Source organism: Actinokineospora auranticolor (genome assembly GCF_002934265.1).
GTDB classification, from domain to species: domain Bacteria; phylum Actinomycetota; class Actinomycetes; order Mycobacteriales; family Pseudonocardiaceae; genus Actinokineospora; species Actinokineospora auranticolor.
Map to the genome: position 1 here is coordinate 141,468 of NZ_PTIX01000015.1, position 25,754 is coordinate 167,221.

General features: G+C 73.0%; 28 protein-coding genes. 15 read left to right on the forward strand and 13 right to left on the reverse strand.

Going from position 1 to position 25,754, the window contains the following annotated elements; all coding sequences use genetic code 11:
• Positions 1–15 precede the first annotated feature (15 nt).
• Positions 16–456, forward strand: a complete 441-nt coding sequence (locus tag CLV40_RS24625; protein WP_104481362.1) for a hypothetical protein — start codon at positions 16–18, stop codon at positions 454–456.
• Between the two features lie 9 nt (positions 457–465).
• On the opposite strand, the gene CLV40_RS24630 is transcribed toward CLV40_RS24625, so the two are convergent.
• Positions 466–1,059, reverse strand: coding sequence for a hypothetical protein (locus CLV40_RS24630; protein ID WP_104481363.1), 594 nt, complete (start codon positions 1,057–1,059; stop codon positions 466–468).
• A gap of 63 nt (positions 1,060–1,122) precedes the next feature.
• On the reverse strand, positions 1,123–1,383 hold the full coding sequence (locus CLV40_RS24635) for a hypothetical protein (RefSeq protein WP_104481364.1): 261 nt from the start codon (positions 1,381–1,383) through the stop codon (positions 1,123–1,125).
• 180 nt (positions 1,384–1,563) lie between these two features.
• On the opposite strand from CLV40_RS24635, the gene CLV40_RS37435 reads away from it, so the two are divergent.
• Positions 1,564–3,459: a hypothetical protein gene (locus CLV40_RS37435; protein ID WP_146108227.1), complete on the forward strand. Its 1,896-nt coding sequence runs from the start codon at positions 1,564–1,566 to the stop codon at positions 3,457–3,459.
• Positions 3,460–3,463: 4 nt separating this feature from the next.
• Here CLV40_RS37435 and CLV40_RS24645 read toward each other — a convergent pair whose 3' ends face one another.
• Positions 3,464–4,444: a hypothetical protein gene (locus tag CLV40_RS24645; protein ID WP_104481365.1), complete on the reverse strand. Its 981-nt coding sequence runs from the start codon at positions 4,442–4,444 to the stop codon at positions 3,464–3,466.
• Between the two features lie 206 nt (positions 4,445–4,650).
• Here CLV40_RS24645 and CLV40_RS24650 point away from each other — a divergent pair, with 206 nt between their 5' ends.
• Together CLV40_RS24650 and CLV40_RS24655 are read left to right on the forward strand one after the other, a co-directional pair.
• Positions 4,651–4,857 (forward strand): hypothetical protein, encoded by a 207-nt coding sequence (locus CLV40_RS24650; protein WP_146108228.1) that lies wholly within the window; start codon positions 4,651–4,653, stop codon positions 4,855–4,857.
• Between the two features lie 50 nt (positions 4,858–4,907).
• Positions 4,908–5,720: a DUF3097 domain-containing protein gene (locus CLV40_RS24655; protein ID WP_104481401.1), complete on the forward strand. Its 813-nt coding sequence runs from the start codon at positions 4,908–4,910 to the stop codon at positions 5,718–5,720.
• Positions 5,721–5,728: 8 nt separating this feature from the next.
• Here the strand turns inward: CLV40_RS24655 and CLV40_RS24660 are convergent, their stop codons facing one another.
• On the reverse strand, positions 5,729–6,274 hold the full coding sequence (locus CLV40_RS24660) for a DinB family protein (RefSeq protein WP_104481402.1): 546 nt from the start codon (positions 6,272–6,274) through the stop codon (positions 5,729–5,731).
• Between the two features lie 86 nt (positions 6,275–6,360).
• On the opposite strand from CLV40_RS24660, the gene CLV40_RS24665 reads away from it, so the two are divergent.
• The 4 genes from CLV40_RS24665 to CLV40_RS24690 all read left to right on the forward strand — a co-directional run bounded on the left by CLV40_RS24665 (position 6,361) and on the right by CLV40_RS24690 (position 10,303).
• Entirely contained in the window at positions 6,361–6,789 is a 429-nt protein-coding gene (locus CLV40_RS24665) for an NfeD family protein (RefSeq protein WP_104481367.1), read from the forward strand.
• A 40-nt stretch (positions 6,790–6,829) separates the two neighbouring features.
• Positions 6,830–8,041 carry an SPFH domain-containing protein gene (locus tag CLV40_RS24670; protein ID WP_104481403.1) on the forward strand — a complete coding sequence of 404 codons (1,212 nt, stop codon included), beginning with the start codon at positions 6,830–6,832 and terminating at the stop codon, positions 8,039–8,041.
• Between the two features lie 873 nt (positions 8,042–8,914).
• Positions 8,915–10,120 (forward strand): MFS transporter, encoded by a 1,206-nt coding sequence (locus CLV40_RS24685; protein ID WP_104481370.1) that lies wholly within the window; start codon positions 8,915–8,917, stop codon positions 10,118–10,120.
• A 66-nt stretch (positions 10,121–10,186) separates the two neighbouring features.
• Positions 10,187–10,303 (forward strand): HU family DNA-binding protein, encoded by a 117-nt coding sequence (locus CLV40_RS24690; protein ID WP_104481371.1) that lies wholly within the window; start codon positions 10,187–10,189, stop codon positions 10,301–10,303.
• An 11-nt stretch (positions 10,304–10,314) separates the two neighbouring features.
• Here CLV40_RS24690 and CLV40_RS24695 read toward each other — a convergent pair whose 3' ends face one another.
• The 3 genes from CLV40_RS24695 to CLV40_RS38305 are packed head-to-tail and all read right to left on the reverse strand — an operon-like array spanning position 10,315 to position 13,370.
• Positions 10,315–11,412, reverse strand: a complete 1,098-nt coding sequence (locus tag CLV40_RS24695) for a DNA glycosylase AlkZ-like family protein (protein WP_104481372.1) — start codon at positions 11,410–11,412, stop codon at positions 10,315–10,317.
• 12 nt (positions 11,413–11,424) lie between these two features.
• Positions 11,425–12,393, reverse strand: a complete 969-nt coding sequence (locus CLV40_RS24700) for a ferredoxin family protein (protein ID WP_245931540.1) — start codon at positions 12,391–12,393, stop codon at positions 11,425–11,427.
• Positions 12,390–13,370, reverse strand: a complete 981-nt coding sequence (locus tag CLV40_RS38305; RefSeq protein ID WP_181043713.1) for a helix-turn-helix transcriptional regulator — start codon at positions 13,368–13,370, stop codon at positions 12,390–12,392. Before CLV40_RS38305 ends, CLV40_RS24700 begins: the two co-directional genes overlap by 4 nt.
• Before the next feature lie 63 nt (positions 13,371–13,433).
• On the opposite strand from CLV40_RS38305, the gene CLV40_RS24715 reads away from it, so the two are divergent.
• The 3 genes from CLV40_RS24715 to CLV40_RS24725 all read left to right on the forward strand — a co-directional run bounded on the left by CLV40_RS24715 (position 13,434) and on the right by CLV40_RS24725 (position 16,060).
• Complete coding sequence (locus tag CLV40_RS24715) at positions 13,434–14,531, forward strand: winged helix DNA-binding domain-containing protein (RefSeq protein ID WP_104481374.1); 1,098 nt, start codon at positions 13,434–13,436, stop codon at positions 14,529–14,531.
• Between the two features lie 156 nt (positions 14,532–14,687).
• Complete coding sequence (locus tag CLV40_RS24720) at positions 14,688–15,527, forward strand: SRPBCC domain-containing protein (protein ID WP_104481375.1); 840 nt, start codon at positions 14,688–14,690, stop codon at positions 15,525–15,527.
• Between the two features lie 11 nt (positions 15,528–15,538).
• A complete protein-coding gene (locus tag CLV40_RS24725; RefSeq protein WP_104481376.1) occupies positions 15,539–16,060 on the forward strand; it encodes a DinB family protein in 522 nt (173 codons plus the stop codon).
• 162 nt (positions 16,061–16,222) lie between these two features.
• On the opposite strand, the gene CLV40_RS24730 is transcribed toward CLV40_RS24725, so the two are convergent.
• Entirely contained in the window at positions 16,223–16,492 is a 270-nt protein-coding gene (locus CLV40_RS24730; protein WP_104481405.1) for a hypothetical protein, read from the reverse strand.
• A gap of 86 nt (positions 16,493–16,578) precedes the next feature.
• Positions 16,579–17,538: an adenosine deaminase gene (add, locus tag CLV40_RS24735; RefSeq protein WP_104481377.1), complete on the reverse strand. Its 960-nt coding sequence runs from the start codon at positions 17,536–17,538 to the stop codon at positions 16,579–16,581.
• A gap of 137 nt (positions 17,539–17,675) precedes the next feature.
• Here add and CLV40_RS24740 point away from each other — a divergent pair, with 137 nt between their 5' ends.
• Positions 17,676–18,089, forward strand: coding sequence for an STAS domain-containing protein (locus CLV40_RS24740; protein WP_181043714.1), 414 nt, complete (start codon positions 17,676–17,678; stop codon positions 18,087–18,089).
• A 6-nt stretch (positions 18,090–18,095) separates the two neighbouring features.
• Here the strand turns inward: CLV40_RS24740 and CLV40_RS24745 are convergent, their stop codons facing one another.
• Both CLV40_RS24745 and CLV40_RS24750 read right to left on the reverse strand, forming a co-directional pair.
• Complete coding sequence (locus CLV40_RS24745; RefSeq protein WP_104481379.1) at positions 18,096–18,500, reverse strand: hypothetical protein; 405 nt, start codon at positions 18,498–18,500, stop codon at positions 18,096–18,098.
• 84 nt (positions 18,501–18,584) lie between these two features.
• Positions 18,585–19,727 carry an MFS transporter gene (locus tag CLV40_RS24750; protein ID WP_104481380.1) on the reverse strand — a complete coding sequence of 381 codons (1,143 nt, stop codon included), beginning with the start codon at positions 19,725–19,727 and terminating at the stop codon, positions 18,585–18,587.
• Positions 19,728–19,777: 50 nt separating this feature from the next.
• Here CLV40_RS24750 and CLV40_RS24755 point away from each other — a divergent pair, with 50 nt between their 5' ends.
• Positions 19,778–20,248, forward strand: a complete 471-nt coding sequence (locus CLV40_RS24755) for a winged helix-turn-helix transcriptional regulator (RefSeq protein ID WP_104481381.1) — start codon at positions 19,778–19,780, stop codon at positions 20,246–20,248.
• On the opposite strand, the gene CLV40_RS24760 is transcribed toward CLV40_RS24755, so the two are convergent.
• The gene (locus tag CLV40_RS24760; RefSeq protein ID WP_219824095.1) at positions 20,237–21,172 is read right to left on the reverse strand and encodes a phosphotransferase family protein; all 936 of its coding nucleotides are present in this window, start codon (positions 21,170–21,172) and stop codon (positions 20,237–20,239) included. The two genes, CLV40_RS24755 and CLV40_RS24760, sit on opposite strands and share 12 nt — an antisense overlap.
• A gap of 1,383 nt (positions 21,173–22,555) precedes the next feature.
• Here CLV40_RS24760 and CLV40_RS24765 point away from each other — a divergent pair.
• Together CLV40_RS24765 and CLV40_RS40395 are read left to right on the forward strand one after the other, a co-directional pair.
• A complete protein-coding gene (locus CLV40_RS24765) occupies positions 22,556–23,548 on the forward strand; it encodes a tyrosine-type recombinase/integrase (RefSeq protein ID WP_104481407.1) in 993 nt (330 codons plus the stop codon).
• 73 nt (positions 23,549–23,621) lie between these two features.
• A complete protein-coding gene (locus tag CLV40_RS40395; RefSeq protein WP_104481382.1) occupies positions 23,622–25,202 on the forward strand; it encodes a methyl-accepting chemotaxis protein in 1,581 nt (526 codons plus the stop codon).
• 50 nt (positions 25,203–25,252) lie between these two features.
• On the opposite strand, the gene CLV40_RS24775 is transcribed toward CLV40_RS40395, so the two are convergent.
• The gene (locus CLV40_RS24775) at positions 25,253–25,576 is read right to left on the reverse strand and encodes a hypothetical protein (protein ID WP_104481383.1); all 324 of its coding nucleotides are present in this window, start codon (positions 25,574–25,576) and stop codon (positions 25,253–25,255) included.
• Positions 25,577–25,754 lie beyond the last annotated feature (178 nt).

Genomic DNA, 25,754 nt, shown 5'->3' on the forward strand with positions numbered 1-25,754 from the left:
AGCATAGGAGGGGACGTGGGTTTCTCCGGTACTTACCGTTACGACGGCACCCGGTGGCACGAGTTGGAGGGGTGGAGCCAGGCTGAGCACCCCGGGCGGTGGTTGGCGGTCGTCATCTTCGACAGCGACCTCGCCGAGGTCCGGTACCAGCCCGCCGGGCCCGGTACCGGCTCCGCGTTCCTCGGCTACACCCCACGCGACTACTTCGGCGACGAGGACGCCTCCGCCCCCACCGACGTGCCCCGCGAGGCCGCGGGCCTGGCCGCGTGGTGGGCCGACGGCGACGACGCGGCCGACACCGACGGCAAGGCCGGGGAGATCGAGGGATTCCTCGCCGCCGACGACGCGCCGCACGTCCACCCGAAGACCGACGACGCCGACCTCTTCGTGGAGATCAAGGCCGCGCGTTTCCTCACCGCGCTCGGCCTGCCGCTGCCGCCCGCCCTGGCACGCTGAGCGAACCGGTCAACCGTGCTCCTCGCCGACCGGCGCGGTGGCCACGGGGTCCTCGGCCGGTGCCGACGCGCCGAGGGTCTCGGCCAGGTCGGCGAAGCCCAGGTGCGCGAGCCGCGCGGCGAGGCGCCGGGCCTCGACCGGGTCGGTCCGGCCGAGGCCGTCGACGGTGATCAGCCGCTCGAGCACCTGGTGGACGATCGACAGGACCACATCGGGCAGGTCGGGGAAGGCGAACCGGTAGAACGGGTGCTCCACGACCGGGGCGACGGTCTCGACCACGACCGCGCGCAACTCCCGCGCCGTGGCGGACGCGGAGAGGCGGCCGGTGTCGCGCGCGGCGAAGACCTCTCGGAACACGCCGCGCAGGTGGCCGTACCGCTGCGGGAACACCCGGTTCAGGTAGAGCACCGGCAGCGACCGCAGCACCGCGTCCCGCAGCGGCCCCGGTTCGGGCCGCGGGGCCACCCCGGCCTCGTCGAGGACACCGCCGAGCCAGTCCGCGACGACCACGGCCAGCGCCACGTCCTCGGGCCCCGTGAAATCGTGGACCGGATCCCGCCGCCATTCCCGGGAGAACGCCGCCTGGGCGGCGCGCCTGCTCACCGGCGGGCTCCCGAGTGGACGCGCCCCCGGTCCGGCGGCCGCGCCGGAGAGGGGCGACGCCCGTCAACGGATGTCGACACGGTTCCAGAAGTACCAGCCCGCGCCGCGACCGCGGTTGTCCGGGTCGGACGCGTAGTAGTGGCAGTCGTAGCTGTACCAGTAGGGCGGGTCCCACAGGCCGTCGGAGACGCTGTCGCAGTACTGCTGGTCGGCGTAGGCGCCCAGGTTGTAGGTGGCCCAGATGCCCGCGCTCGCCGGTGTGGCCCCGGCGATCGTCGCCGTCACGGCGGCGGCCGCGGCGGCCAAGGCCGCTATCTTCCCCATCGCTGTCCCCTTTCGACTTCCGGTGGGCGAACGATCACACGCCGGGTGCCCACCGGGCCATGATCGTCACTCCGGTGCAGCAACGCGTACCCGACCGTCGGCCGCCGCACGGCCGCCGCGGTTGGGATGACCGGCCGCGGAACGGGGATATCGGGTTGGCGCCGGTGGGAGACTGCCGGGATGGGGAAGCGGGCGTTCGACACGCGGTTGCTGGGGGAGCTGGCCGAGCGCGGCGTGCCCGAGGGGCGGGTGCTGCTGCTGCAAGGGGTGCTGGCCGGTGTGGACCCGGCGGCGGTGTTCTGCGGCCACGCCTCCGGGCTGGCCGGGCTGGTGACCGAACTGCCGCGGGTCGCGGCGGCGCTGGCGCACTACGAGGTCGAGCGGCAGCCGACGCCGCGGCAGCTCAACCGGTTGTGCGTCAACGCCGCCGAGCGGGTGCGGGCCGTGGTGGCGGCGTGGGGGTCCGAGCCGGTGCTGGTGGCCGCGCGCGAGGCGTTGGACGACGCGCGGCGGGCGATCGCCGCGGACGGGACCGGTGTGCGGGCGGGGGAGTTCGCGGCGCGGGTGGACGCGGCGGTGGCCGGGCTGCCGGGGCTGCTGCGGCGCCGGTTCACCCGCGCCTGGGCCGAGCGCGGCGGGGACCTGGTGGCCGACCAGGTGGCGTGCCTGCTCGCCGTGGCGGACCGCGACCCCGCGTTCGTCGTCCAGGACCTGGTCCGGGTCGCCGCCCGCCTCAAGTCTCACCGTGAAGTCGAGGTTGAGGGTGAGGCTGAAGTGGAGGGTGAGGTCGTGTGGTCGGCGCTGCTGCCCGACGCCACCGATCACCAGGTCGCGCTGGTGGTCCGCGGCACCGGCGCCCTGTCGGACCTGCCCGCGTTCGAACCCGACGCCCGCCAGTGGCCGCTGCGGGCCGCAGCCGACGCGCGTTGGGGCCCCACCACCGACCGGCTGCGGCACTTCGTCGCCGGACTCCCCCCGGGCGAGGGCACCCTGGTGACCCTGCGGGTGCGGGCCCGCGACCGGCCGTCGGCGGCCCGACTCGCCCGACGCCGACTCGTCGAGGCACTCGACCAGTACCACGCCGGCAACCGGCTCCTGGACCTGCGCCTGGACCCGGTCGCCCTGGTCGCCGAGGGACACCACACCTGGCAGGAGGCACCCGCGGTGCCCCGCCGCACCCGCGAGGCCCGCCCGCTGACCGTCACCGCCCTGCCCGACCGGGTGCGGCGCGCGCTGCGCATGGCCCGCGTGGCGTCCTCGACGGACTCTCCACACGCGACAGCGGCCCTGTCGTGGTCGGCGGTCGAGGCGTCCGGTGTGCAGAACCGCTCCCACCTCGCCGCCGCACTGTCATTGCAGTGCCTGCGCCAGGAACTCGTGCTGGCCCACCGCCGCCTCCGCTGGTCGCTGAGCGCCGCCGCCGCGCACCGGGCGTGGCTGGTGACGGTCGCGCGGTCCCACGTGGACCACACCCACCGCTCGGTCCGCCGCTGCCCGCCCGGCCACCCGCGCCTGGCCGCGCTGCGCCGCGAACTCGCCGACGCCGAGGCCGGACTCACCCGCGCGCTCGAGCCCGCCGCACGCCACCCCCACGACGACGCCTCGCCCGGCGGGCTCGACGTCAACCGCTGGGCGTGGACGGTCTCCGACGTCCCGACCACCGACGAGCACGTCCTGCGCGCCCGCGAGGCCCTGGCCGCGCTGACCCCGCACCCGCTGGCCCGCCACGACCTGGCGCGGTGGCGCGCCCTGCTGGGCTCCCCCGAGGCCTGCGAACACCGGCTCACCGAACGCGGCGAACGGATGATCACCGTCCTCGACGGCCTCTACGCGACCCGGAACCTGACCCTGCACTCCGGGGTGTTCACCGGCTCCGGTGACGCCGTGCACGGCGCCGGGGCCCGCAAGCTCGCCGACGTCGTCCTGGAGATCCTGGGCAACTGGTACGGCCGCGGCGGCACCGGCACCCCGGAGGAGGTCATCGCCGAACTGGGCCGCCGCAGGCGCGCGATCGCCGGCGTGCTGCCGGTGACCCTGGACTTCGCCGCCCTCACCGGCCCGGACTTCCGCGGGTGAGCGGTCAGTACGGGTAGTCCTGCGTCATCGGCAGCGGACGGCAGCCCTGGCAGGCGTTGCGGCCCGGTCGCAGCAACCCCAGCCGCTGCCCGCACCGGGTGCAGTGCAGGGGCGCGGGACCGGTGTCGGTGAGCACCGTGTCCGGGGCGTAGGCGCCGGGCTCGCCGGTCAGCTCCTCGAACACCCGACGGCTTCGCGGCGGCACCAGGTAGACGTAGCCGTGCTGCTCGACGAGCGGTTCCAGCTCCCCGGCCGGGACCATGGCGGCCACGTCGTCGATGGTCAGCCCGCGCAGGGGCACGGGTTTGGGGTGGTAGCGGCCGCAGGGCCCGCGGTGGGACTCCGGGCAGCGGCCGAAGTCGTCGTAGGCGCAGCGGGCCGCGGTGATCGTGCGCAGACCTGTCGCGGTCGCCGAGCGGCGGGAGGGCAGGTCGTCCCAGCTGACCCGGTTGCAGCCGACCGAGGGGACGTGGTGGAACCAGGCCGGGGTGTGGTCGGCGTCGGCGAACCACACCGGCAGCCACCCCGACCGGTAGGACGCGGTCGCGTCGGCGGTGGCCTCGGCCGCGGTGACGTCGGTGCGGCGCAGCTCCACACCGGTGCCGCGCGGCCCGGCGATGGCGACGTCGAGGATCGTGTCGGCGGGGGTGCGGACCTCGCGCGCGGTGGGCAGCCCGGCCTCGTCGGCGGCGCGGGTCCAGTAGTCCTGCTGGCGCCGGTGGTGCTCGCCGCGCGCGCTGACCGGGTGCCCGGGCTCGTGGGTGCGGTGGTCGAAGTGCACGGCGCGGTGCCCGCCGACGTGGTCCTGGACGTAGAGCTCGCCGTCGCCGGTGCGGTCGCCGGGCAGGCACAGCAGGACCCGGTCGCCGCGGCGCAGCTGCCGGGCCAGGCCGGTGACCAGGCGGAAGTCGTCGCCGCCGAGGCGGGCGAGGTCCAGGACGCGGTCGGGCCCGGCGGGGTCGGGTCGGTAGCGGACATAGGTCACCTGCCGTTGCACCTCCCCGCCTCGCAAGATGTGCGTCTACCAGCGATTCTACGGGCGGCGCCGCCCCGGCGGCGGGGCCGGAGGAGGTATCTCGTGCGCTGTTCGGCGGCACCGGATGCGTTCACCGCTCGGCACACTGGGCACGGCGAACGGCGAGACGTCACAAGAGGGGGACGCACGTGCGGGACGCGCACCCGGTGGTTGTGATGATCGTGAACGTGCTCAGCGTGCTGCTGGGCGTGAGCGGGGTGGTCTGGGGCATCTGGATGTGGGTGGCGACCGAGCAGCGGTGGTGGGAATGCCTGCTCGTCATCTTCGTGGGGTGGTGGACGACGACCGTGCCCGCCGTCCTGCGCGCGGGCCGGGAGGCGCCGCCGTCGGTGGGCGGGGACCCGGGGCACGACCACCTCTGACCGGCGTGGCCTCCACGGCGCGGGCGGGGCCGGTCGCTAGCGTGTCGGCCGTGCGCTCCCACGACTACGGCGACATCCTCGCCGGCAAGCCCCGCAAGTCGATCCCCGAGGTCGTGGCCGAGCCCGGGCTGGTGGTGGAGGACCCGGCGAGCGGGTTCTGCGGCGCGGTGGTGCGCTTCGAGCTGGGCAACGTCGTGCTGGAGGACCGGCACGGTCGCCACCGGCTGTTCCCGTTGAAGCCCGCCGGTTTCCTCGTCGACGGCACACCGGTCACCCTCCTCCGCCCGGCTCCCGGGAAGACGGCGGCGGCGCCCGCCCGGTCGGCGTCGGGGTCCACGCGGGTGGCGGGGCTGCGTGCGCGCACCGCTCGGGAGAGCCGCATCTGGGTGGAGGGCGTGCACGACGCCGAGCTGGTGGAGCTGGTGTGGGGCCATGACCTGCGCGTCGAGGGGGTCGTGGTCGAGCCGCTCGACGGGGTGGACAACCTGCCCGAGCGGGTCGCGGAGTTCGGGACCGGCCCGGGCAGGCGCCTGGGGGTGCTGGTCGACCACCTGGTGGCGGGCAGCAAGGAGTCCCGGATCGTCGACGGGCTGCGCGACGGGAACGTGCTGGTGACCGGCCACCCGTACGTGGACGTGTGGGAGGCGGTGAAGCCGTCGGTGCTGGGGATCGCGGCGTGGCCGCGGGTGCCGCGCGGCGTGGAGTGGAAGCAGGGCGTGTGCGCGGCGCTGGGCTGGGGCGAACCCGCGGACGGGTGGCGTCGGGTCCGCGCCGCGGTGCGCGGTTTCCGCGACCTGGAGCCGCCGCTGGTCGGCGCGGTCGAGCGGTTGATCGACTTCGTCACCGAACCGGCCGAGGACTAGGCGCCGGGTCAGGGCTGCCGGAAGGTCCGGGCGACCCGTTCCGGTTCCGCGCGCCGGTCACCGGGGGCCGGGCGGGCCGCGGTGTCCACACCGACCGCGCCGTCGAGCTGCTCGCGCAGGATGTCGGCGTGCCCGGCGTGCCGGTTGGTCTCGGTGAGCAGGTGGACCAGGACGGCGAACAGGGTGACGTCGGGTTCGGGCCACCACGGCACGCGGCCGGGCGCGTCGAGGGGCAGGTCGGTGACGGTGGCGGCGGAGTGCGCCCACACGCGCCGGTACCGGTCGACGATGTCCGCGCTGCTCTCCCGCTCGGTGGCCCACATGTCCGTGCCGCGCGCGGGCAGCGGTTCGGGGAAGGGGCGGTCGAACACCTCGCCGAGGTAGCGGGCCTCCCAAGTGGACAGGTGTTTGACCAGGCCGAGCAGGTTGGTGCCGGAGTCGGTCAGCGGGCGGCGCAGGTCGTACTCGCCCAACCCGTCGAGCTTGGCCAGCACCGCGTCGCCGATCCAGCGCAGTTCGCCGTGCAGGTGGGTTTTCAGGTCGTCGTCGGTCACGGCGCGAGCCTGCCGCACCGGGGGTGATCGGCGCCAACCCGGTCGATCATCCCCGGAACGGGGTCCGGATCTGCCAGGATGGCGGCATGGCGGCGCTGATCTGGCTGGTGGTCGGGGTGCTGCTGATGCTCGCCGAGGTGCTGTCGGGCGACTTCGTGCTGCTGATGCTGGGCGCCGCGGCGGTGGCCGGTGCGGGCGCGGAGGCGCTGATCGGGTCCACGGTGGTGAGCGCGGCGGTGTTCGCCGCGGTCGCCCTGGGCCTGACCACCCTGGCGCGGCCGGTGCTGCGGCGGCGGATCACCGCGCCGCAGACGCGGGACAACGTGGCGGCGCTGGTGGGGACGCGGGCGGTGGTGACGACCCGGGTGGACGAGCACGGCGGCCGGGTGCGGTTGCGGGGGCAGGAGTGGTCGGCGCGGTCGCTGGACCACACGCAGGTTATCGAGCCGGGGACCCAGGTGACGGTCATGGAGATCGCCGGGGCCACGGCGGTGGTGTTCGCCGACCACCCGTAGTGGTCGGGCGCAGGGTGTTGCTGGTTGGTTGGAGGCTGTGGTGGAGCTACCGGTCGTCGTCGCGTTGGTCGTGGCGTTCTTCGTGTTGGTGCTGGTGTTCAAGTCGATCAAGGTGATCCCGCAGGCGCAGTCGGCGGTGATCGAGCGGTTGGGCCGGTTCCGCACCGTGGCCGAGCCGGGGCTGAACTTCCTGGTGCCGTTCTTCGACAAGATCCGGGCCCGGATCGACCTGCGCGAGCAGGTGGTGTCGTTCCCGCCGCAGCCGGTGATCACCCAGGACAACCTGACGGTGTCGATCGACACCGTCGTGTACTTCCAGGTCACCGACTCCCGCGCCGCGGTCTACGAGATCGCCAACTACATCATCGCCGTGGAGCAGCTGACCACGACGACGCTGCGCAACGTGGTCGGCGGCATGAGCCTGGAGGAGACGCTGACCTCCCGCGACCACATCAACGGCCAGCTGCGCGGGGTCCTCGACGAGGAGACCGGCCGGTGGGGCATCCGGGTGGCGCGGGTGGAGCTCAAGGCGATCGACCCGCCGCCGTCCATCCAGGACTCGATGGAGAAGCAGATGCGCGCCGACCGGGAGAAGCGCGCCATCATCCTCACCGCCGAGGGCCAGCGGGAGGCGGCGATCAAGACCGCGGAGGGCAACAAGCAGTCGCAGATCCTCGCCGCCGAGGGCGCCAAGCAGGCCACGATCATGGCCGCCGAGGCCGAGCGGCAGTCCCGGATCCTGCGCGCCCAGGGCGAACGCGCCGCCCGCTACCTGCAGGCCCAGGGCCAGGCAAAGGCGATCGAGAAGGTGTTCGCCGCGATCAAGGCGGGCCGCCCCACCCCGGAGGTGCTGGCCTACCAGTACCTGCAGACGCTGCCGGACATGGCGCGCGGCGACGCGAACAAGGTGTGGATGATCCCGACCGACTTCGGCAAGGCACTGGAGGGTTTCGCCCGCCAGTTCGGCATCCGCGGCGACGACGGCGTGTTCCGCTACGAGCAGCCCACCGAGGAGCCGGTGACCTCGTCGCCGCAGTCGGATGAGGAGGAGGTCGCGCAGTGGTTCGACACCTCCACCGACCCGGAGGTGGCGCGCGCGGTGCGCGCCGCGGAGGCGGTGGCCAGCAAGACCGTCGAGGACCCGCTGGTGCCGCCCGCCCCGGTGGCGCCCCGGCACCGCGCGCCGATCGAGGACGCCACCGACGAGGACCGCACGGTGTCCATCCAGCCGCCGCCGCGCCCGGAGGCGTGACCCACCGCGGGGTCGCGCTGAGGAGGAGGCGCAGCCGTGCCGGACAGTGAGGCCGCGTCCCGCGTGCTCCGCCGTCTCGCCGACAACACGAGCGACGCCCCGGGGCCGCCCGGGGCGGGCGCGTACCACCACGTGCACACCGTCGGCCGATTACCGCGCGACGGAATCGGCGATGGGTGGGCGCGTGGTGGCCGCGTCGGTCGTGGGGTCCGAGCGCGGGCAGTGGGTCGCCGCGGACGGGTCCGGGCGCGTGGACGTCGTCGAGGAGGGCGCGAGCGTTCGCCCGACGGGCGACTACGGGCCGGGGGAGTTGTCCGCGGATTTCTCGTGGCGGCCGATCCGGTGGCCGTCGCGGAACGTCTGCGGGAGGGGAACCCCGACGGTTCGGCGGCTCGGGCGATGAAGGTGTTCGCGGGTGTCTGGAAGCAGCGCCTGCTGCTTAGCGACCTCGCCGGGTGTCCGGACATCTCGACGGCGCCGGTACCCGCGCCCTTCCGGGGGGAGACCGGTCGTGGCGGTCGGGCACGTCGACCACCGGAGACGAACGCCGCGCGTGTTGGTGTTCGACGAGCGCACCGGCGCGCTCACGGGCGAGGAAGTGACGGCGTTGGAGGGTTCTCGCCCGGGCGTCGCCCCGTCCGGCGTGGTCAACACGACCACGTGGGTGTCGTCGGGGTACGCGGACACGACGGTCCCCGCGCTAGCCGCGCCGGCGTTTCCCGTGTCCCGTCGAAGGGGTTGGCCGCTACCCGCGTAGAGACCTGGATCACATCGTTGGAGTTCCTGGTGTCGCAGAAGGGTGATCGGCGCTCCACGGACGGGTGACGGGGAAATCCGTTCGGTGTCGGGCACGCTCCCAGTCACCATGGCGGGGTGACCGCTGTCGCCGATTCCCCGTCGCCCGTCCGTGTCCGGTCGTACCTGCCGTTGGCGTCCACGTGCCTGGCGGTGGGGATCGCGACGGCGTTGGCGACACCGTTCCTGTCGCTGTTCCTGACCCGGGAACTCGGCGCGGACCCGGTGGCGCTGGGCGGGTTCCTGCTGGCCACGCCGATCGCCGGGGTGGTGGTGAGCACGCTGATCGGCCGGTTGTCCGACCGGCGGGAGATCCGGCGCCTGGTGCTGCTGGTCGGGGGTGTGGCGGGCGCGGCGGGGTGGGCGGCGTTCGTGGTGGTGCGCGACTACTGGGCGCTGCTGGCGGTGTCGGTGACGGTGATCGCGGTGTCGGCGGCGCTGATCCCGCAGGTGTTCGCCTTCGCCCGGCAGGTGAGCGAGCGGTCGGGCTCGTCGCGGGCGCCGGTGGTGGTGAGCGCGCTGCGCACGGTGATCTCGGTGTCGTGGGTGGCGGGCCCGCCGCTGGCGGCGCTGCTGCTGGCCACGACGGGGTTCAAGGGCCTGTTCGCGGCGGTCGCGGTCTGCTACGCGGCCGTGGCGGCGTTGACGGTGTGGCTGCCGCGGGCGAGCCCGGAGACAACGGCCCCGCCCGCGGACGCGGCGGGGGAGGGCGGGGCGTCGTCGCGGTTGTGGTTGGCGGTCCCGGCGCTGGTGCTGATCCAGGCGGCCGGGGGCCTGGGGGTGACGACGATGCCGCTGTTCGTGTCGGAGACCCTGCACGGCACCGAGGCCGAGGCGGGCCTGGTGCTGGGGTTGTGCGCGGCGCTGGAGATCCCGCTGATGGTGTGGTTCGGGGTGCTGGCCACCCGGGTCAGCCAGTACCTGCTGGTCCTGGGCGGCGCGGCGCTGGCGATCGTCTACCACGCGATCATGGTGGCCACCGGCCAGGTGTGGCAGGTGGCGGCGGCGCAGGTGGTCAACGCGGTGGTGATCGCCGCGGTCGCCGGCGTGGGGATCTCGTACTTCCAGTCGCTGGCGCCGGGACGCCCGGGAGCGGCGACGACGATGTTCAGCAACACCACCGTGACCGGGATGATGATCTCGGGCCCGCTGCTGGGCGTCGCGGCGAAGGTCGGCTACCGGTACTCGTACCTGATGTCCGCGGTGATGGTGGCCCTCGGCGTGGCCCTGCTGGCGGCGGCACGCCCCCGGCCACAGGCGGGCGTCATCCGGAACGCGCAGTAGGCGCGCTGTTGCCGCGCCGGCTCGGCGATTCACCCGTAGTGGACCTGCGCAGCGCCACCACGCGCGGTGGAATGCGGACCCGGCCGCAACCCCAAGACCGGTGAGGCGATCAGCATCCCGCCGACCAGGGTGGTCAAGTTCAGCAGCGGCAAGGCGTTCAGGGACAGCGTCGCCGCGCACTGACCGGCCGCCGCTCAGGTGTGGGTGACGCGGGCCTCGGCGAACCCGCGCGCCGCCGCCGCGCGGTGGGCCTCCGCGTCGAGCAGGCCGCGGGTGGTTTTCGCCAGGGTGCCGAACGCGTCGACGGTGACGCCCAGTGCCTTGCCCGCGGCCTTGGTGCGCCACGTCCCGACGACCTCCCCGTCGACCAGGACCGCGCCCGGGTTGCCGATGACCTTCCACAGCCGCTTGCGGTGGGTCTCGTCGGGGACCAGCAGGTCCCGGTCGCGGCCCTGCAGCAGCGGGTCCAGCGCGGGCAGCAGCCGGGGCCCGGGCGGGTCCGGGGCGTCCCGCAGCGCGGCCAGGTCGGCCTCGGGCAGGTGCCGGACCGCGCCGTCCACGTCGACGGCGGCCAGGTCGGCGGGCCAGGCGGGTGTGGCCTGGGTCTGGGTGGTGTCGAGGAACCCGGCGAGGTCGGCGAGGGTCGCGGGGCCGTGCAGCCGCAGGTAGGCGTCGGCGACCGGGCCCGCGCCCGCGGGCCCGGCGGGGATCACCCAGTCGGGGTCGACCGGGGCGAGGACGGTGGGCCGGGACGCGGCGCGCACCCGCACCCCGGCGGCGAGCCCGACGAGCTGGAACAGGCTGCCGTAGACGTGGGTCGCCGCGCACACCGAGCAGTCGTAGGCGAAGGGCCCCGGCAGCAGCGCCGTCATCTCGCCGCTGACCTGGCCGCGCGGCTTGGGGGAGTCGACCACGGCGTGCATCGCGGCCACCCCCGCCGCGAACGCCGCCAGCCCCGGGTGCCCGGCGCGCCGCAACGCCGTCCCGCACGCGCCGAGGCGGGCCGTGGCGTCGGCGTCGGTGGCCGGGTACAGCGCGGCCGCCAACGCCGGGAGGTCCGCGCGGCGCAGCAGGTGCGGCGCGCCCCGGTGCGCCCACACGGTGACCAGCCGGTCGTCGTCGAGGTCGGTGCCCTCCGGCAGCCGCGCCGCCGCGGCCACCCTCGGGGACCCGCCGCCCGCGTCCTGGATCCCCAGCTCCAGCACCGCCAGCTCGTGCAGGGCGGTCGTCTCCCGGTGCAGGCCGTGGCGGGCGACGCGGTGGGCCAGGACCTGCGCGCGGGTCACTTTCACCGCGGCCTCCCTCTAGTCGATGCGGACAACCGTGTGCACGGTGGCCGGTCCGGGCTCCGCCCCGCAACTGGCGGGCCGGTCCGGGCCCGCCGCGCGCACCGCCACGGTCACCCGCCAGCCGCGCCCGTCGACGTGGGCGACCTGGACCCGCCAGTTCCCGTCCTCGTCGCGCTCGGGGTCACGCACCCGCAGCACATCGGCGTGGGTGGTGTTGGTCAGCTCCCGCACCGCCAACTCGGCGGCCTGCCCGGCGGGCGCCCACGTGGAGCGGCCCCGGCACCGGTCGACGACCACCCCCGGGTCGGCCAGCAGCGCCCGCGCCCGCGCGCCGTCGAGGTCGCCGTAGGTGTAGCCGGTGGGCAGCAGCAGCGCCGTGGGCGCGAACCGGTGCCCGCCGATGTGGGTGCACTCCCACGCGGCCTCCCCGTGCGTCGCCGCCAACTCCGCCGCGACCGGGCGCCCCGCCACCGCGCAGCACACGTCGCGGCGGCCGTTGGTGCACACCAGCAGCACCGGCCACGACACGACCTCCCCGAACCCGTCCGCGGCGCCGCCGCCCACCGCCGCGAAGTCCAGGTCCAGCAGGTGCTTGGGGTCGGTGAACACCTCCCGCCGCAGGAACGCGCGCCCCGGCGCGGTGTGCGCCAGGTACACCCTCCGGGGCGCGGGCCGGTGCCGGTCCGGGTGCGGGCCCGGCCGCCGGATCAGCACCACCCGCACCCCGGTCCCGGCGGCGCGCGCGGTCAGCTCCGCGGCCAGGCCGGAGTCGAGGTGGCTCTGGGCGAGCGCGTCGCGCCCCCACGGGCCGGGTTGTTCCACGCACAGCCAGGTGACCGCGGTGGCGGCGGTGCCCGCGAAGGGCTCGTCGAGTGCCCGCGAGCGCGCCGCGCAGGCGGTGGCGGGCAGCGGGGGAGGCGTCGTCGGCATCCGCACCAGACTCTCACGGCCGGTACCGCCGAACGAGTACTGCGCGCGTGTCACCCAGGTGAAGGGGTAGTGATCCCCTTCGACGCCGCGTGGGTCAGCCGGTGGGCCACCGCGGTCATCCGGTCGATGAGCTCCGGCGGGGAGCGGACCTCGAAGTCGCAGCCCAGCAGCGCCAGCCACATGCCCATCGCGTCGAGGTTGTTGCCGCCGGTGCGCAGCAGGCACCTGTCCTCGTCGATGGCCTCCAGTACCCCGGCGGTCGGGCTGACCTGCTCGGCGGCCCGCTCGGCCGACATGTGCAGCACGATCACGCCCTGGTAGCGGTAGGCGCCGTTGGACAGGCCGTAGGAGGCGTAGGCGGCCATGTCCTCCGACGGCGGCTCCCGCGGCGGGAACCGCGGACCCACCGGGGCGCGGGGGACGAGCCGGTCGACGCGGAAGGTGCGCCAGTCGTCGCGGTCGAGGTCGAACGCCACCAGGTACCAGCGGCGCCCCGTGTGCACCAGCCGCGACGGCTCCACCCGCCGGGGTGTCTCGGCGCCGTCGCGGCCCCGGTAGTCGAACCGCAGCGTCTGCCGGTCCCGGCACGCCCCGGCGATCACCGACAGGTGCTCCGGGTCCACCATCGGGCCCTCGCCGCGCAACGGCACCACCACCGACTGCAGCGCGTTGACCCGGTTGCGCAGCCGCGCGGGCAGCACCTGCTCCAGCTTCGCCAGCGCCCGCACCGACGTCTCCTCGATCCCCACCACGCCGCCGCCCGCCGCGCTGCGCAGCCCCACCGCGACCGCGACGGCCTCCTCGTCGTCGAGCAGCAGCGGCGGCAACGCCGCGCCCGCGCCGAGCCGGTAGCCGCCGGTGACGCCGGTGGAGGCGTGCACCGGGTAGCCCAGCGACCGCAGCTTCTCCACGTCGCGGCGCACGGTGCGGTCGGTGACGCCCAACTTCTCGGACAGGTCCGCCCCGGACCAGTCCCGCCGGGTCTGCAGCAGCGACAGCAGCCGCAACAACCGTGCCGAGGTCTCCACCATGACCCCAGTCTGACACCCGTTGCGGACGGATCCTGTCCGCAACAGGGCCTAGGCTCCACGCCTGTGACCGACGTGCTGACCCGCCGCGCCCGCAACCGCGCCCTGCTCGCCCGCCAGCTGCTGCTCGAACGCGCCCCCATGGGCGTCCTCGACGCCGTCGAGCACCTCGTCGGTCTCCAGGCCCAGGCACCCCACCCGCCCTACACCGGCCTGTGGTCGCGGCTGCGCGACTTCGCCTTCACCGACCTGTCCGACCTGCTCGCCGACCGCGCCGTCGTGCGGATCGCCCTGATGCGCTCCACCATCCACCTGGTCACCGCCCGTGACTGCCTCCCGCTGCGATCGGTGCTGCAACCCGGCCTGGACCGCGCCTTCCGCGGCGGCCACGGCCGCGCCTTCGAGGGCGTCGACCAGGACGCCATCGCCGAGGCGGGGGAGCGGCTGCTCGCCGAGACCCCCATGACCTTCGCCGAACTCGGCCGCGCTCTCGCCCTCCGCTGGCCCGACCTCGACCAGGACCGCCTCGCCGCCCTCGTGCGCACCCGCGTCCCCCTCGTCCAGGTCACCCCGCGCGGGCTGTGGGGCCGCTCCGGGCAGGCCCGCCACACCCCCGCCGCCACCTGGCTGGGGCAGACGCCCGCCCCGGCGTCCACCGTCGAGGACCTGGCGGTCCGCTACCTCGCCGCGTTCGGGCCCGCGAGCCCCGCCGACGCCCAGACCTGGTCCGGACTCACCGGCCTGCGCGAGGTCTTCGACCGCCTCGACCTGCGCGCCTTCCACGACGAGGACGGCCGCGCCCTCTACGACCTGCCCGACGCGCCGCGCCCCGACCCCGACACCCCCGCGCCGGTCCGGCTCGTCGCCGGGTTCGACAACCTCATCCTCTCCCACGCCGTCCGCGACCACGTCATCCCCGACCGGCACCGCGCCACCGTCGTCATGGGCACCGGCAACGGCATCGTCCGCCCCACGGTCCTCCTCGACGGCACCGTCGAGGCCATGTGGTCACTCGACCGCGGCAAACGCGCCGCCACCGTCACCGTCGAACCCTTCGGCACCCTGACCGCCCGCGCCCGCCGCGCCGTCGAGACCGAGGCCCACGCCCTGATGGCGGCCACCGACCCGGGCCTGGCCCACGAGTTCCGCGTCACCGAACCCTGACCGACGGACCCGTCGACCCCGCCCTCGTCCTCGTCGACGGGCTCGACCTCTGCCGCGCCGGGGTGTTCGTCCGCGTTCGCCGGGCCGTGAACGCCCCACCCGCCACACCAGTACATGCCTTGACGGGCATATTCCGTGGTCGATAAGTTCGGCGGTATGGACGCCACCCTCCACACCGACGCCGGACGCAACGTCCTGCGCTTCGAACGGACCCTGCGCCACCCACCCGACCGCGTCTGGCGCGCCATCACCGAACCCGAACACCTCACCCACTGGTTCCCCGCCGCCCTCACCGGCGACCGCGCCCCCGGCGCGGCCATCACCTTCACCTTCGCCGACGGCACCGACGGCGGAACCGGCACCATCACCACCTACGACCCGCCCCGCCGCCTCGCCTTCACCTGGGAGGGCGAACTCCTCGACCTCACCCTGACCCCCACCGGCACCGGCACCCGACTCGTCCTCACCCACCACTTCGACGACCGCCCCGCCGCCGCCTCCTTCGCCGCGGGCTGGGACAGCTGCCTGGCCGCACTCGCCGACACCCTCGACGGCACCCCCGCCCGCGCCCACGACCGGGCCGCCGCCCACGAGCACTACGCCGCCCGCTTCGACCTGCTGCGCGGCACCGCCGAACCCCAACCCGACGGCACCTGGCACGTCCGCTTCGAACGCCTGCTCACCGCGCCCGCCGACACCGTCACCCCCCTGCTCGCCGACCTCCTCGACACCCCCGCCACCACGACCGGCGCCACCACCGTCGCCCACCCCGCCGACGGCACCACCATCGACGTCACCCTCGACCCCGGACCCGGTGGCGCCCGCCTGCGCCTGCGCCACACCGGACTCGCCGAACCCCACGTCGTCGCCGCGCTCGTCCGCTGGCACACCGGCATCCGCGCCCTCGCCGCCCACCTCACGGGCACCACCCCCGGCGCCCCCGACGCCGACCTCGACACCTTCTACCAGGACGCGATCGGCGCCCCCATGCCGTAAACTCAAGACCCATGTCCGCCACCGGAACCACCCCGGAACTGGACCGCCGCTGGCCGCGCAACGACGCCCGGGACGAACTGCGCCTCGGGCTCGAGTTCCTGACCTTCCTGCGCGTCACCGCGGTCACCAAGGCCACCGGCCTCACCCCGGACCAGGCCACCGAGACACCCCTGGCCACCTCACCGCTGATGAGCGTCCTCGGGATCGTCAAACACCTCACCGCCGTCGAGCGCTACTGGCTCACCCGCACCGCGGGCGGCACCGACCACCCGCTGCTGTGGGACCCCACCGACGTCCACGCCGAATGGCGCGTCACCGGCGACGACCTGCCCAGCACCGTCCTCGCCGCCTACCGCGACGAGTGGGACACCGTCGACAAGGCCATCGCGGGCCTGACCCCCGACTCACCCGCCCGCGCCGACGACCGCTACACCCTGCGCTGGATCATCGCCCACGTCGTCCAGGAAACCGCCCGCCACATCGGCCACCTCGACATCCTCCGCGAACTCCTCGACGGCACCACCGGCGAATAACCCGCGTGATCACCCCCGGCCACTCCGCCGGTGCTCACCGCTCGGCACATCCACACCCCGCCTCGCCCGCGCCGCCGCACCAGTACGAACGCCCCGGCACCGCCGGGCACGGCCCGGTGGGGTCGCGACCAGCACGGCCACGACCCCACACCACACCCGGACCTACCGCGCGCCGACACCACCCAACTGGCGCATCCCGGCCTCGGTCACCCGCACCGCCGCGTCACGCGCACCCGCGACGGCCCGGATCGCCACCAAACCCCGACGCTCCAGCACCACCACCGCGTCCGCCGCCCACTGCGGCAACCGACCCGCCGACAAACCATCGCCACCAGCCCACAGGAACCCCATCGGCACACCCCACAGGCCCGAGTGGAACAACACCTCACCGGCCGCCACGTGCCGCAACGCACTCGTCTCGTTCTTCGTCACCACAACCCCTCCCCAGTACCAACGGGCGACCACCGGCGCCGAGGGAGCGGCCACCCCGACACCACCCGGGCGCCGGGGACACCACCTCACCCCAACCAGCGGCCGATCCCGGCCAACAACGCTGCCTTCGTCCCCTCCGAAGCGAAGGACGACTCCACCGACGCCCGCGCCAAACCCGCCAACGCCACGTCGTCACACCCCAACCCCGACCGCCACACCCCGTACTCCGCGGCCAACGACCGACCCGTCACGTTCGGCACATCGGTGTTCACCGTCACCACCACACCCGCCGCCACCAACCGCCGCACCGGGTGCTCCGCCACCGAACCCACCAACCCCAACGCCACGTTCGACGACACGCACACCTCCAACGGCACACCGCGGTCGCGCAACAACGCCACCACCTCCGGGTCCTCCACCGCCCGGAACCCGTGCCCCACCCGGTCGGCCAACCCGACCTCCACCGCCTCCCGCACGCTCACCGCGCCCGCCGACTCACCCGCGTGGTGCACCAACCGCAACCCCGCCTCCCGGGCCTCCCGCAACACCCCCGCGAACGGCGCCAACCCATAGGCCTCGTCACCGGCCACACCCACACCCACCACACCCCGGTCGGCGAACTTCACCGCCAACTCGACCGTGCGGCGCATCCGCTCCACCGACCGACGCCGCGAATGGTCCAGCAGCACACCGAACTCCACCCCGTGGCGCCGCCGCCCCTCGGCCAACCCGTCGAGCACCGCCACCAACGGCATCTCCGGATCGCCCACGCGCTCACCGTGCGACGCCGCCGTGAACGTCACCTCCGCGTAGCCCACACCCGCCGCCGCCTCATCCGCGCAGAACTCCACCGCGACCCGCCGGAAATCCTCCGCCCGCCGCAAACACCCCCGCACACCGGAGTTCCAGTCCGCGAACTCCCTGAACCCCGAGAACCGACCGGGTGACCCGCCCGGCCCGCCGATCTCGACCAGCGTCGAGAACCGCACCGCACTCTCCAAATGGACGTGCAGATGCGCCTTCGGCAGACCGGACAACTCGCGCATGCCCCCGAGGGTAGGCACCGCGCCCCGAGATCGCCCCGATTTTTCGCCGAATCCGAACACACCCGGCAACCTTTGGCCCGCCACCGCGGATCAGGGGGAGTAGCAGACCGCACACCGACGAAAGGCGTGGGATACCCGTGGCACCGAGCTTCGCCCGGCCGACGACACCGCACCCCCGACGCGAGCTCAACCTCAGCGTCCACCGCGGCACCCACGCGGTCACCATCACCGCGTCGGGTCACATCGACCTGGCCACCGAAGCCCCCTGGCACGACCACCTCATGCGCGCCTGCACCGCCGCCGACGACACCACCCGCGTCACCGCCGACCTCACCGCCGTCACCTTCCTCAGCTGGGCCAGCGCCGCCGTCCTCCTCCGCGCGCACCGCGCCTGCCACCGCCGCGGCCGCGCCTTCCGCGTCCTGGCCACCGGACCCGTCCTCACCGGCCTGCAACTCACCCGGCTGCACGAGGAGATCACCATCATCCCCACCACCCGACCGGTCACCCGCGCCCCCGCGCCCGCCGCCTCCGGCTGGCTCATCGCCTGAACAGGCTCACCCGCCGGGGGAGAAGAACGCCCGCGCCGAACGCGGCACCCACAACAACGCCACCACCACCAGCTGCACCACGTCCAACGCCGGGATCACCCCGTGGAACATCCCCGACGACGACCACGTCACCACCATCGCCACCGCCGACACCACCTGCGACATCGACGTCATCCGCCGCGTCCACGCGCGCCCCGACGCCAACCGCCACACCAACACCGCGCACAGCAACACCAGGAAACCGTGGAACACCGAACCCGACACCACCTCGGACCCCGCCACCGAGCCCCGGTTCGCCCACAACACCGACACCATCCCCAGGTGACTCGCCGCCACCACCGCGAGCAACACCCGCGCCACCCGCACCGCGGCGGGAACCCGCGCCGACTCCACCACCGCCGCAGCGTCCACGTGCCACCCTCCCAGGTCCTCCCGCGACCCTAGGCACGCACCACACACACCGACCACCGGCGCGCCCCGCCCCCTTGAGCGCGCCTACAGCGCGACCCGGCGAGCCCACACCCACACCACCAGCCCGCACACCGCGAACCCCGCGCCCAACGCGTTCGACCCCACCCACCCGGTGGCGTCGAACGCCGCGGTCGTCGCGGCCGCGCCCAGCGCCGAACCCAGCGAGTAGAACACCATGTACCCGCCCACGACGCTGCTGGTGCGCTCCGGATGCGCCGCGGTCAACAGGTGCTGGTTGCTCACGTGCACCACCTGCACCGCGAAATCCAACACCACCACGCCGACGACCAACCACCACAACGACACCTGCCCGATCGCCCACCACGACACGACCAGCACCACCAACCCACCACCGGTGACCGCGCCCGCCAACCCGCCGTCCGCCCACCGACCCGACCTCGCCGCGCCCACAGCGCCCGCCAACCCGGCCACACCGAACAGCCCGATCTGCGCCGGACTCAACCACCACGGCGCCCCCGCCAACGGCAACGCCAACCCGCCCCACAACGCGCCGAACGACGCGAACAGGAAAAACGCGATCAGCCCACGCGAGACGAACAGGCGCTCACCGAACAACCCACCCAACGACACCAACACCCGCCGGTACCCGTCACGACCCACCCGGGGATCCGGCGGCAACACCCGCCACACCACCGCCGCCAACGCCACCAGCAGCACCGCCAACACCACGTACACACCGCGCCAACCCCACACCCCGGCCACCGCACCCGCCACGACACGCGCCCCCAGGATGCCGATCACCACACCCGAGGTCACCACACCCAGGGTGCGGCCCCGCTCCCCGGGCGCGGACAACGACGCCGCGTAGGCCACCGCGGTCTGCACCACCACCGCGAACAGACCCACGACCACCAGGCCCCCGAACAACACCCACGCCCGCGCCGCCGACGCCACCACCAGCGCGCCGACCGCCGTCATCCCCAGGTGGCCCACCAGCAGCACCCGCCGGTCGACCACGTCGCCCAACGGCACCAGCACGACCAACCCGACCAGGTAACCCACCTGCCCGGCCGCCACCACCCACCCCAGGTGGGCCCGCGCCACGCCCAGGTCGGCGCCGACGAGGGGGAGTAGCGGCTGGGCCGCGTAGATCCCCGCGACCGCGACCGCGCACACCGCGGCGAACACCAGCCTCCACGTGCCCATCCACACCCACGATCAGTAGCATTTTGCAACTGATTCGACGGTAGGGCAGAATGGTTTCAAACAGCAACTCTTCGGGAGGCGCGGTGACCACCACCTGGACCGACCCCACCTGCCCCGTCGCCCGCGCCCTCGACCTCATCGGCGACCGCTGGACCCTCCTCATCATCCGCGACGCCATGGACAACGCCCGAACCTTCACCGACTTCCAACAACGCACCGGCATCGCCCGCAACATCCTCACCGACCGACTCCACCGCCTGATCGACCGAGGCATCCTCCACCGCCACACCGCCCCCACCGGCAAACGCCAGATCTACACACTCACCCCCACCGGGCGCGACCTCTTCACCGTCATCGTCGCCCTCCGCCAATGGGGAGAACGCCACGCCTACACCCCCGACGAACCCCACTCCACCCTCATCGACCACCACGGCCAACCACTCCCGCGGCTGCACCCCACCGACACCCACGGCACCCCCGCCGACATCGACACCACCACCGTCCACAAGTCAGGGGAGTAGCGCCAACGCCTCACCCAGATTCCGCTCCACAACCCGCACCATGAACTCCCGATCCGGGAAATCCCCATCCAACAACCGCAACGGCCCCGCCACCAACGACAACCGCATCGCCAACCCGTAGAAGTCCAACCGAGCCCCATCCAGGTCGCTGCACGCCAGCGGCGCGTAGTGCGGACCGAACCGCAACCGCAGGAACACGTGCTCCCACTCGACATCGAAGAACATCAACCCCTCGACGTCGATCAACACCGCCCCACCATCAGCGCCCACCAACACGTGATCCGGCCCCAACTCACCGTGGATCAACCCGTACTCGGCACGCGGCGCCACCCGCTCCCGCAGCGCGACCACCAGCTCGCGAAGATCATCGTGAGCCCGCTCGACCCGGCCATCACGCCCCGCCGCCTCCGCCAAATCCCGCACAGCCCGGTCGAACACCACCCGCTCACACGACGAACCCGTGATCAACGGCCGATCCACACGACCGAACCCGGGGGAGCGGCGACCACGCATCGCCCCCAAGAACCGCGCCAGGTCACCCAGCGCCACCCGCGCCCGATCCGTCCCGAGCACCGACTCCAACGTCCCACCCGAAACGTCCTCGACAACCACCACATCCACCCCGACGGCCAACACCCGAGGCGTCCGCACCCCGACCTCGTCCAGAACCCGCCCCGCCGCCAGGAACAGGTCCATCCCACTCGCGTCCGCGAAGACGTCGACCTCGGCGACCTCCGGCCAGAAGTTCTCCTCAGCGGCCCACCGGTACACCACCACACTCGACCCGCCATCGAACCGAACCCGGTACACACCCTTCTTCGACCCGCCGCGCAGCCGATCCACACCGACCACCCGACCGTTGACCACACCGCGCGCCGCCACCGACACGGCTTCGACCACCTGCGCGGACGTCTCCCTCGCCACCGACACACCCTCCATCACGGACCATCCTCAAGTGACCTCGAGCCAACCTATCGGTCCTCAATGGACGGCCGCACACAATTGGCGCCCGCTGCCGCACCTCGCCGAGACGGACCATCCGGGCGCGAACACGGTCCGAGCCCAGGTCGCAGCCCACCGACCACCGTCACCCCACCGGCTCACCCGGGACGAACTCCACCCGGAGACATCGCACTCAAACGACAACGCGAGCGGCGGGGGAGTCAACGCCAAGTCGCCATCCGTATCACCGCCAGCGCGACTGGCCGGTTTCCGGCCCGTACGGACTCCAGCCGCCGAGGAAGGGCTCAAGATCCGCCCCCGCCAACTCCGGAACGTCCGGTATAACAGGCAGATCCTTCAAAGGATCCGCGCCAGCGACGTACTCATGCGCCCAGGCCAACCAAGCCCGGGCACCGTCGAGACCCTCGTCATCACGCGGGGCTTCGCCGATTCGACGCTCCAACGCCTCGCAGTAGCCACGGAGCAGAGTGACCCGTTGCCACCTCGCCGCCTGCTCAGCCGAATGCTCGGCTTGTACCGAGTTCTATGTGCTTGTGAGGGTGCTTCTCCCTCTCCGCAATCAAGGCTTGAGCGGCGACCTGCCGTTCCGCGGCGGTACGAGCGGTGGCGCGTGGTGGTGGTCGGCGTCCGGGTTGACGGGTCGAACCTCGGCGTTCGCACTCTGCGTCGCTTTCTCCCGCACAGGTTTGTGCTGCGCGCCTGGGTAGGTCCGGGTGGTGGCCATGGCTGAGGTAGAAGCGGCCGGCGTCCGTCCTGCTCGCGCAGTACTGGCCGTGCCGTCGACTGATGGCGACCAGCGAGCGATCACGCAATGCCCGCGCCGATCGGCGCGTGATCGCATGGCACAGACGCGCTGCGGCGAACATCTTGATCGTGATCGCCGGGACGGGCGGCGGGGCTCGTGAGTGACGAGAGGGACGCTCCAGCTGGCGCGGTTCTCGAATCGGCGGCTTCGGACGCCTGACGGGGAGCCGTTGGGGAGGCGCGTGGGACGGCCCTCCGGACGCTACTTGACATAATGTCGATTATCGAACTCCCGTCAACCCGCAGGTCGGCACCCGGAAGGTGCTCAACTATGCGTCACCGTGACGTTTTACCGGTGTGTGACGAGATGTGGCCCTGACAGCCTCCAGTGGCCCGTCTGGGCGCCTGTGGACGTCCATCAGCGCCTGGCCGTCACGTAGCCGGGCACCGGGCGAACCGGGCCGTGCGACGGTGTCGCGTCTGCGCGAACTCGTCGGCGGGTGGTCTGGTCCCCGGCGGTGACCTCCTGGCTCTCGAACGTCTGTTTGATGCATAATTGCGGTTATCCATGATCCAGCCGGTGCGCGGACTGTCGGGGTGATCAGGTATGTACACCTGGTGAGGTTGGTCGAAGCGCAGGACGCGTTCTTTCTGGCTCGGCGGTCCCGGAAGGACTCGCCGCATACGACGGCGGCTTATCGGCGGGATCTGGCCGGGGTGAGTCGGTTGATCGCCCAGGTGGTCGGGGTCGGCGACGTCGGGCGGGTGTTGGCCGACGACGTGACGGCCCAGGTGTTGCGGGAGGCGTTCGGGTTGTTCGCCGACACGCACGCGAAGAGCTCGGTGGCGCGGGCCTGGTCGACGTGGAACCAGTTCTTCCAGTTCTGCGTGGCCGACGGCCTGGTGGCGGGCAACCCGATGGGCGCGATCGGCCGCCCCCGACCCGCTCCCCTCTCCCCCAAGCCGCTGCGCGGCGAGGGTACGCCGGAGCAGCTGCTGTCCGCGGTCGCCGGTGGTGCCCGCAAGGCCCGGGCGCCGTGGTCGGAGCGGGACCTGCTGGTGCTCGCGCTCGGGCTGGTGGCGGGGTTGCGGGCGTCGGAGATCCGGGCGTTGCGGCGGTCGTCGGTGGTGGGCAGGCCCGGTGAGCGGCGACTGTTCGTGCACGGGAAGGCCAACCGGGAGCGGTCGATCCCGATCGAGGTGCCGTTGGAGCGGGTGATCGAGGCGTACCTGGCGTCGTGCGAGGCGCGGTTCCCCGCGGCGCGGTTCTCGGACGAGTCTCCCCTGGTGCTGGGTGGTGATGGGGCGGGGATCGGTCGCGGAGCGTTGGATTATCTGGTGAAGGCGTGCTTTCGGGCGGCGGGGATGCACGACCGGGTGCCTGCGGGCGCGAATCTGCACGCGTTGCGCCACACTTTCGCCACGCGGTTGGCCGAGGACGGTGCGAACGCGGTGGAGATCATGGTGCTGCTGGGGCACGCGAGCCTGAACACCAGCCAGAACTACATCGACGCGACCGGTGAGCAGCGGCGCGCGGCGGCGGCGAGCAACCGCACGTACCGGTTGCTGGCCGAGTTGGCTGGTGAGGACTAGGGAACGCTCATGTCCCCCGTGGTGCGGTCGATGAGTGGATCACGCCGTCGCGACAGGGAATGGGGCATGGGTCATGGGGTTGCTGGACGACCGCTCGGTGCGCGCGAAGATCTTCTCCGTGTTGGCGGTGGCGTCGGTGGGCATCGTGGCCGCGACGGTGATGACGCGCGTGGCGCTGGACAACATGGGTGCGACGTCGGATGTGCTGTACGAGCGGGGTGTGGCGGCGGGGTTGCAGGAGTCGCTGGTGCACCAGCAGGAGATCAAGGTCCGGATGGACCTGATGGCGCACGTGGCGGCCCTGCCCGGGGATCGGGCGGCGTGGGCGAAGGCGATCACCGAGGACGAGGCCGAGTTGGACGCGGCGACGGCGAAGTACAACGCGTTGGCGGGCAATTCGACGGATCTGGCGGAGTTCACGCTGCAGTGGGGTCAGGTGCGCGACCTGTACGGGAAGCTGCTGCTCCCGGCGGCGGAGGCGGGGGACTCGGCGGGCTGGTGGGAGGCGTACACCAAGCGGGTGCAGCCGGAGATCAAGCAGGCCGTGGCGGAGTTGGACGGGTTGGAGGCGCGGCGGGACGCGGAGAGCGCGGCGCAGCGGGCGGACGCGGATTCGGTGCGGTCCTCGGGTGAGTTGTGGACGTTGGTGGTGTTGGGGTTGGCGTTGTTGGCGGCGGTGGCGTTGGGTGTGGTGGTGACGCGGCGGATCGTGCGGCAGTTGGGGGCGGTGTCGGAGGTGCTGCTGGGGTTGTCGCGGGGTGATTTGACGGCGCGGGTGCGGGTGTCGGGTGGGGACGAGGTCGCTCGGATGGCCGGGTCGTTGAACGACGCGTTGGACAGTGTGGGGTCGGCGTTGGCGGAGATCGGGCAGTCGGCGGGTGAGTTGCGGACGGCGGCGGGTCGGGTGGCGTCGACGAGTGGTCGGATGGCGAAGGACGCGGATTCGGGTCGGGCGCGGACGGGTGAGGTGGCGGAGTCGGCGGCGTCGGTGACGACGAATGTGCAGTCGGTGGCGTCGGGTTCGCAGGAGATGAGTGTGGCGGTGTCGGCGATCGCGCAGTCGGCGGGCAAGGCGGTGCGGGTCGTGGAGCAGGCGGTGACGGCGGCGGCGGGCACGGCGGAGACGGTGAGCCGGTTGGGGGTGTCGAGTTCGGAGATCGGCGCGGTGGTGAAGGCGATCACGGCGATCGCGGAGCAGACGAACCTGTTGGCGTTGAACGCCACGATCGAGGCGGCGCGGGCGGGTGACGCGGGTAAGGGTTTCGCGGTGGTGGCGGGTGAGGTGAAGGACTTGGCGCAGGAGACGGCGAAGGCGACGGAGGACATCTCGCGTCGGGTGGAGGCGATCCAGGCGGACACGGGTGCGGCGGTGGCGGCGATCGCGGAGATCAACGGGATCATCGGGGAGATCAACCAGCACCAGTTGACGATCGCGTCGGCGGTGGAGGAGCAGGAGGCGACGACGGGTGAGATGAACCGGAACCTGGCCGCCGCGGCGTCGGGTTCGTCGGACATCTCGACGCACATCGCGGAGGTGGCGGCGGTGGCGGATTCGGTGGCGGAGGGTGCGGGCGACACCCGCTCGGCGGCGCGTGATCTGTCGTTGTTGTCGGCGCGGTTGAACGCTTTGGTGTCGCGTTTCCGGACTGAGTGAGGTTTTGGGGGGTACTCCCCCGCTGCTGGTGGGGTGGGTCGGCCCCGGGTCTAGTCGCCTGCCAGGGCGGCGAGGATCTCTTCCTCGGTCAGTCCTTCCAGCGGGAGCGCGAAGTCGAGTGACTCGTCGAACAGGGTCAGGGGCTGTTCGGGTGCGAGTTCCCGCTTGGCGTGGAACGCCAGGCGGGCGAGGTGCGGGTGGTTGCGGGCGGCGGAGAGGCAGATGCCGCTGGTCGACAGGGAGCCGTCGAACCAGCGTGAGTCGTCGAGTTCCACATTCCAGGTCAGCGTCATCCGCGGCCCCACGGGCTTGAGTGTGATCTCCGCGTCCGGCCACAGCCTGTGGAGCAGGTGCTCCACGTCGGGTGTGGCCATCCGCCATGACGTCCTTTCGGGTGGGCGGATCAGGTAGTGCATGTCTGGTGCTTCTCCGGTCCTGGTGTCGGTTTGATCGGCGTTGAGGTTGCCGTCGCCGCCGAATGTAGTGCGGTGGACGGGGGTGGTGGTCTGGTCACCTGTGGATGCGGGCGACGTTCTTCCCGCTCACGGGGGC

Bases quoted from the DNA above. Each gene is read 5' to 3' on its own strand.
- CLV40_RS24635 (WP_104481364.1), bottom strand. From the start codon at position 1,383: ATGGGGAAGATAGCGGCCTTGGCCGCCGCGGCCGCCGCCGTGACGGCG.
- CLV40_RS37435 (WP_146108227.1), top strand. From the start codon at position 1,564: ATGGGGAAGCGGGCGTTCGACACGCGGTTGCTGGGGGAGCTGGCCGAG.
- CLV40_RS24650 (WP_146108228.1), top strand. From the start codon at position 4,651: ATGATCGTGAACGTGCTCAGCGTGCTGCTGGGCGTGAGCGGGGTGGTC.
- CLV40_RS24665 (WP_104481367.1), top strand. From the start codon at position 6,361: ATGGCGGCGCTGATCTGGCTGGTGGTCGGGGTGCTGCTGATGCTCGCC.
- CLV40_RS38305 (WP_181043713.1), bottom strand. From the start codon at position 13,370: ATGGTGGAGACCTCGGCACGGTTGTTGCGGCTGCTGTCGCTGCTGCAG.
- CLV40_RS24720 (WP_104481375.1), top strand. From the start codon at position 14,688: ATGGACGCCACCCTCCACACCGACGCCGGACGCAACGTCCTGCGCTTC.
- CLV40_RS24725 (WP_104481376.1), top strand. From the start codon at position 15,539: ATGTCCGCCACCGGAACCACCCCGGAACTGGACCGCCGCTGGCCGCGC.
- add (WP_104481377.1), bottom strand. From the start codon at position 17,538: ATGCGCGAGTTGTCCGGTCTGCCGAAGGCGCATCTGCACGTCCATTTG.
- CLV40_RS24750 (WP_104481380.1), bottom strand. From the start codon at position 19,727: ATGGGCACGTGGAGGCTGGTGTTCGCCGCGGTGTGCGCGGTCGCGGTC.
- CLV40_RS24755 (WP_104481381.1), top strand. From the start codon at position 19,778: ATGGTTTCAAACAGCAACTCTTCGGGAGGCGCGGTGACCACCACCTGG.
- CLV40_RS40395 (WP_104481382.1), top strand. From the start codon at position 23,622: ATGGGGTTGCTGGACGACCGCTCGGTGCGCGCGAAGATCTTCTCCGTG.
- CLV40_RS24775 (WP_104481383.1), bottom strand. From the start codon at position 25,576: ATGGCCACACCCGACGTGGAGCACCTGCTCCACAGGCTGTGGCCGGAC.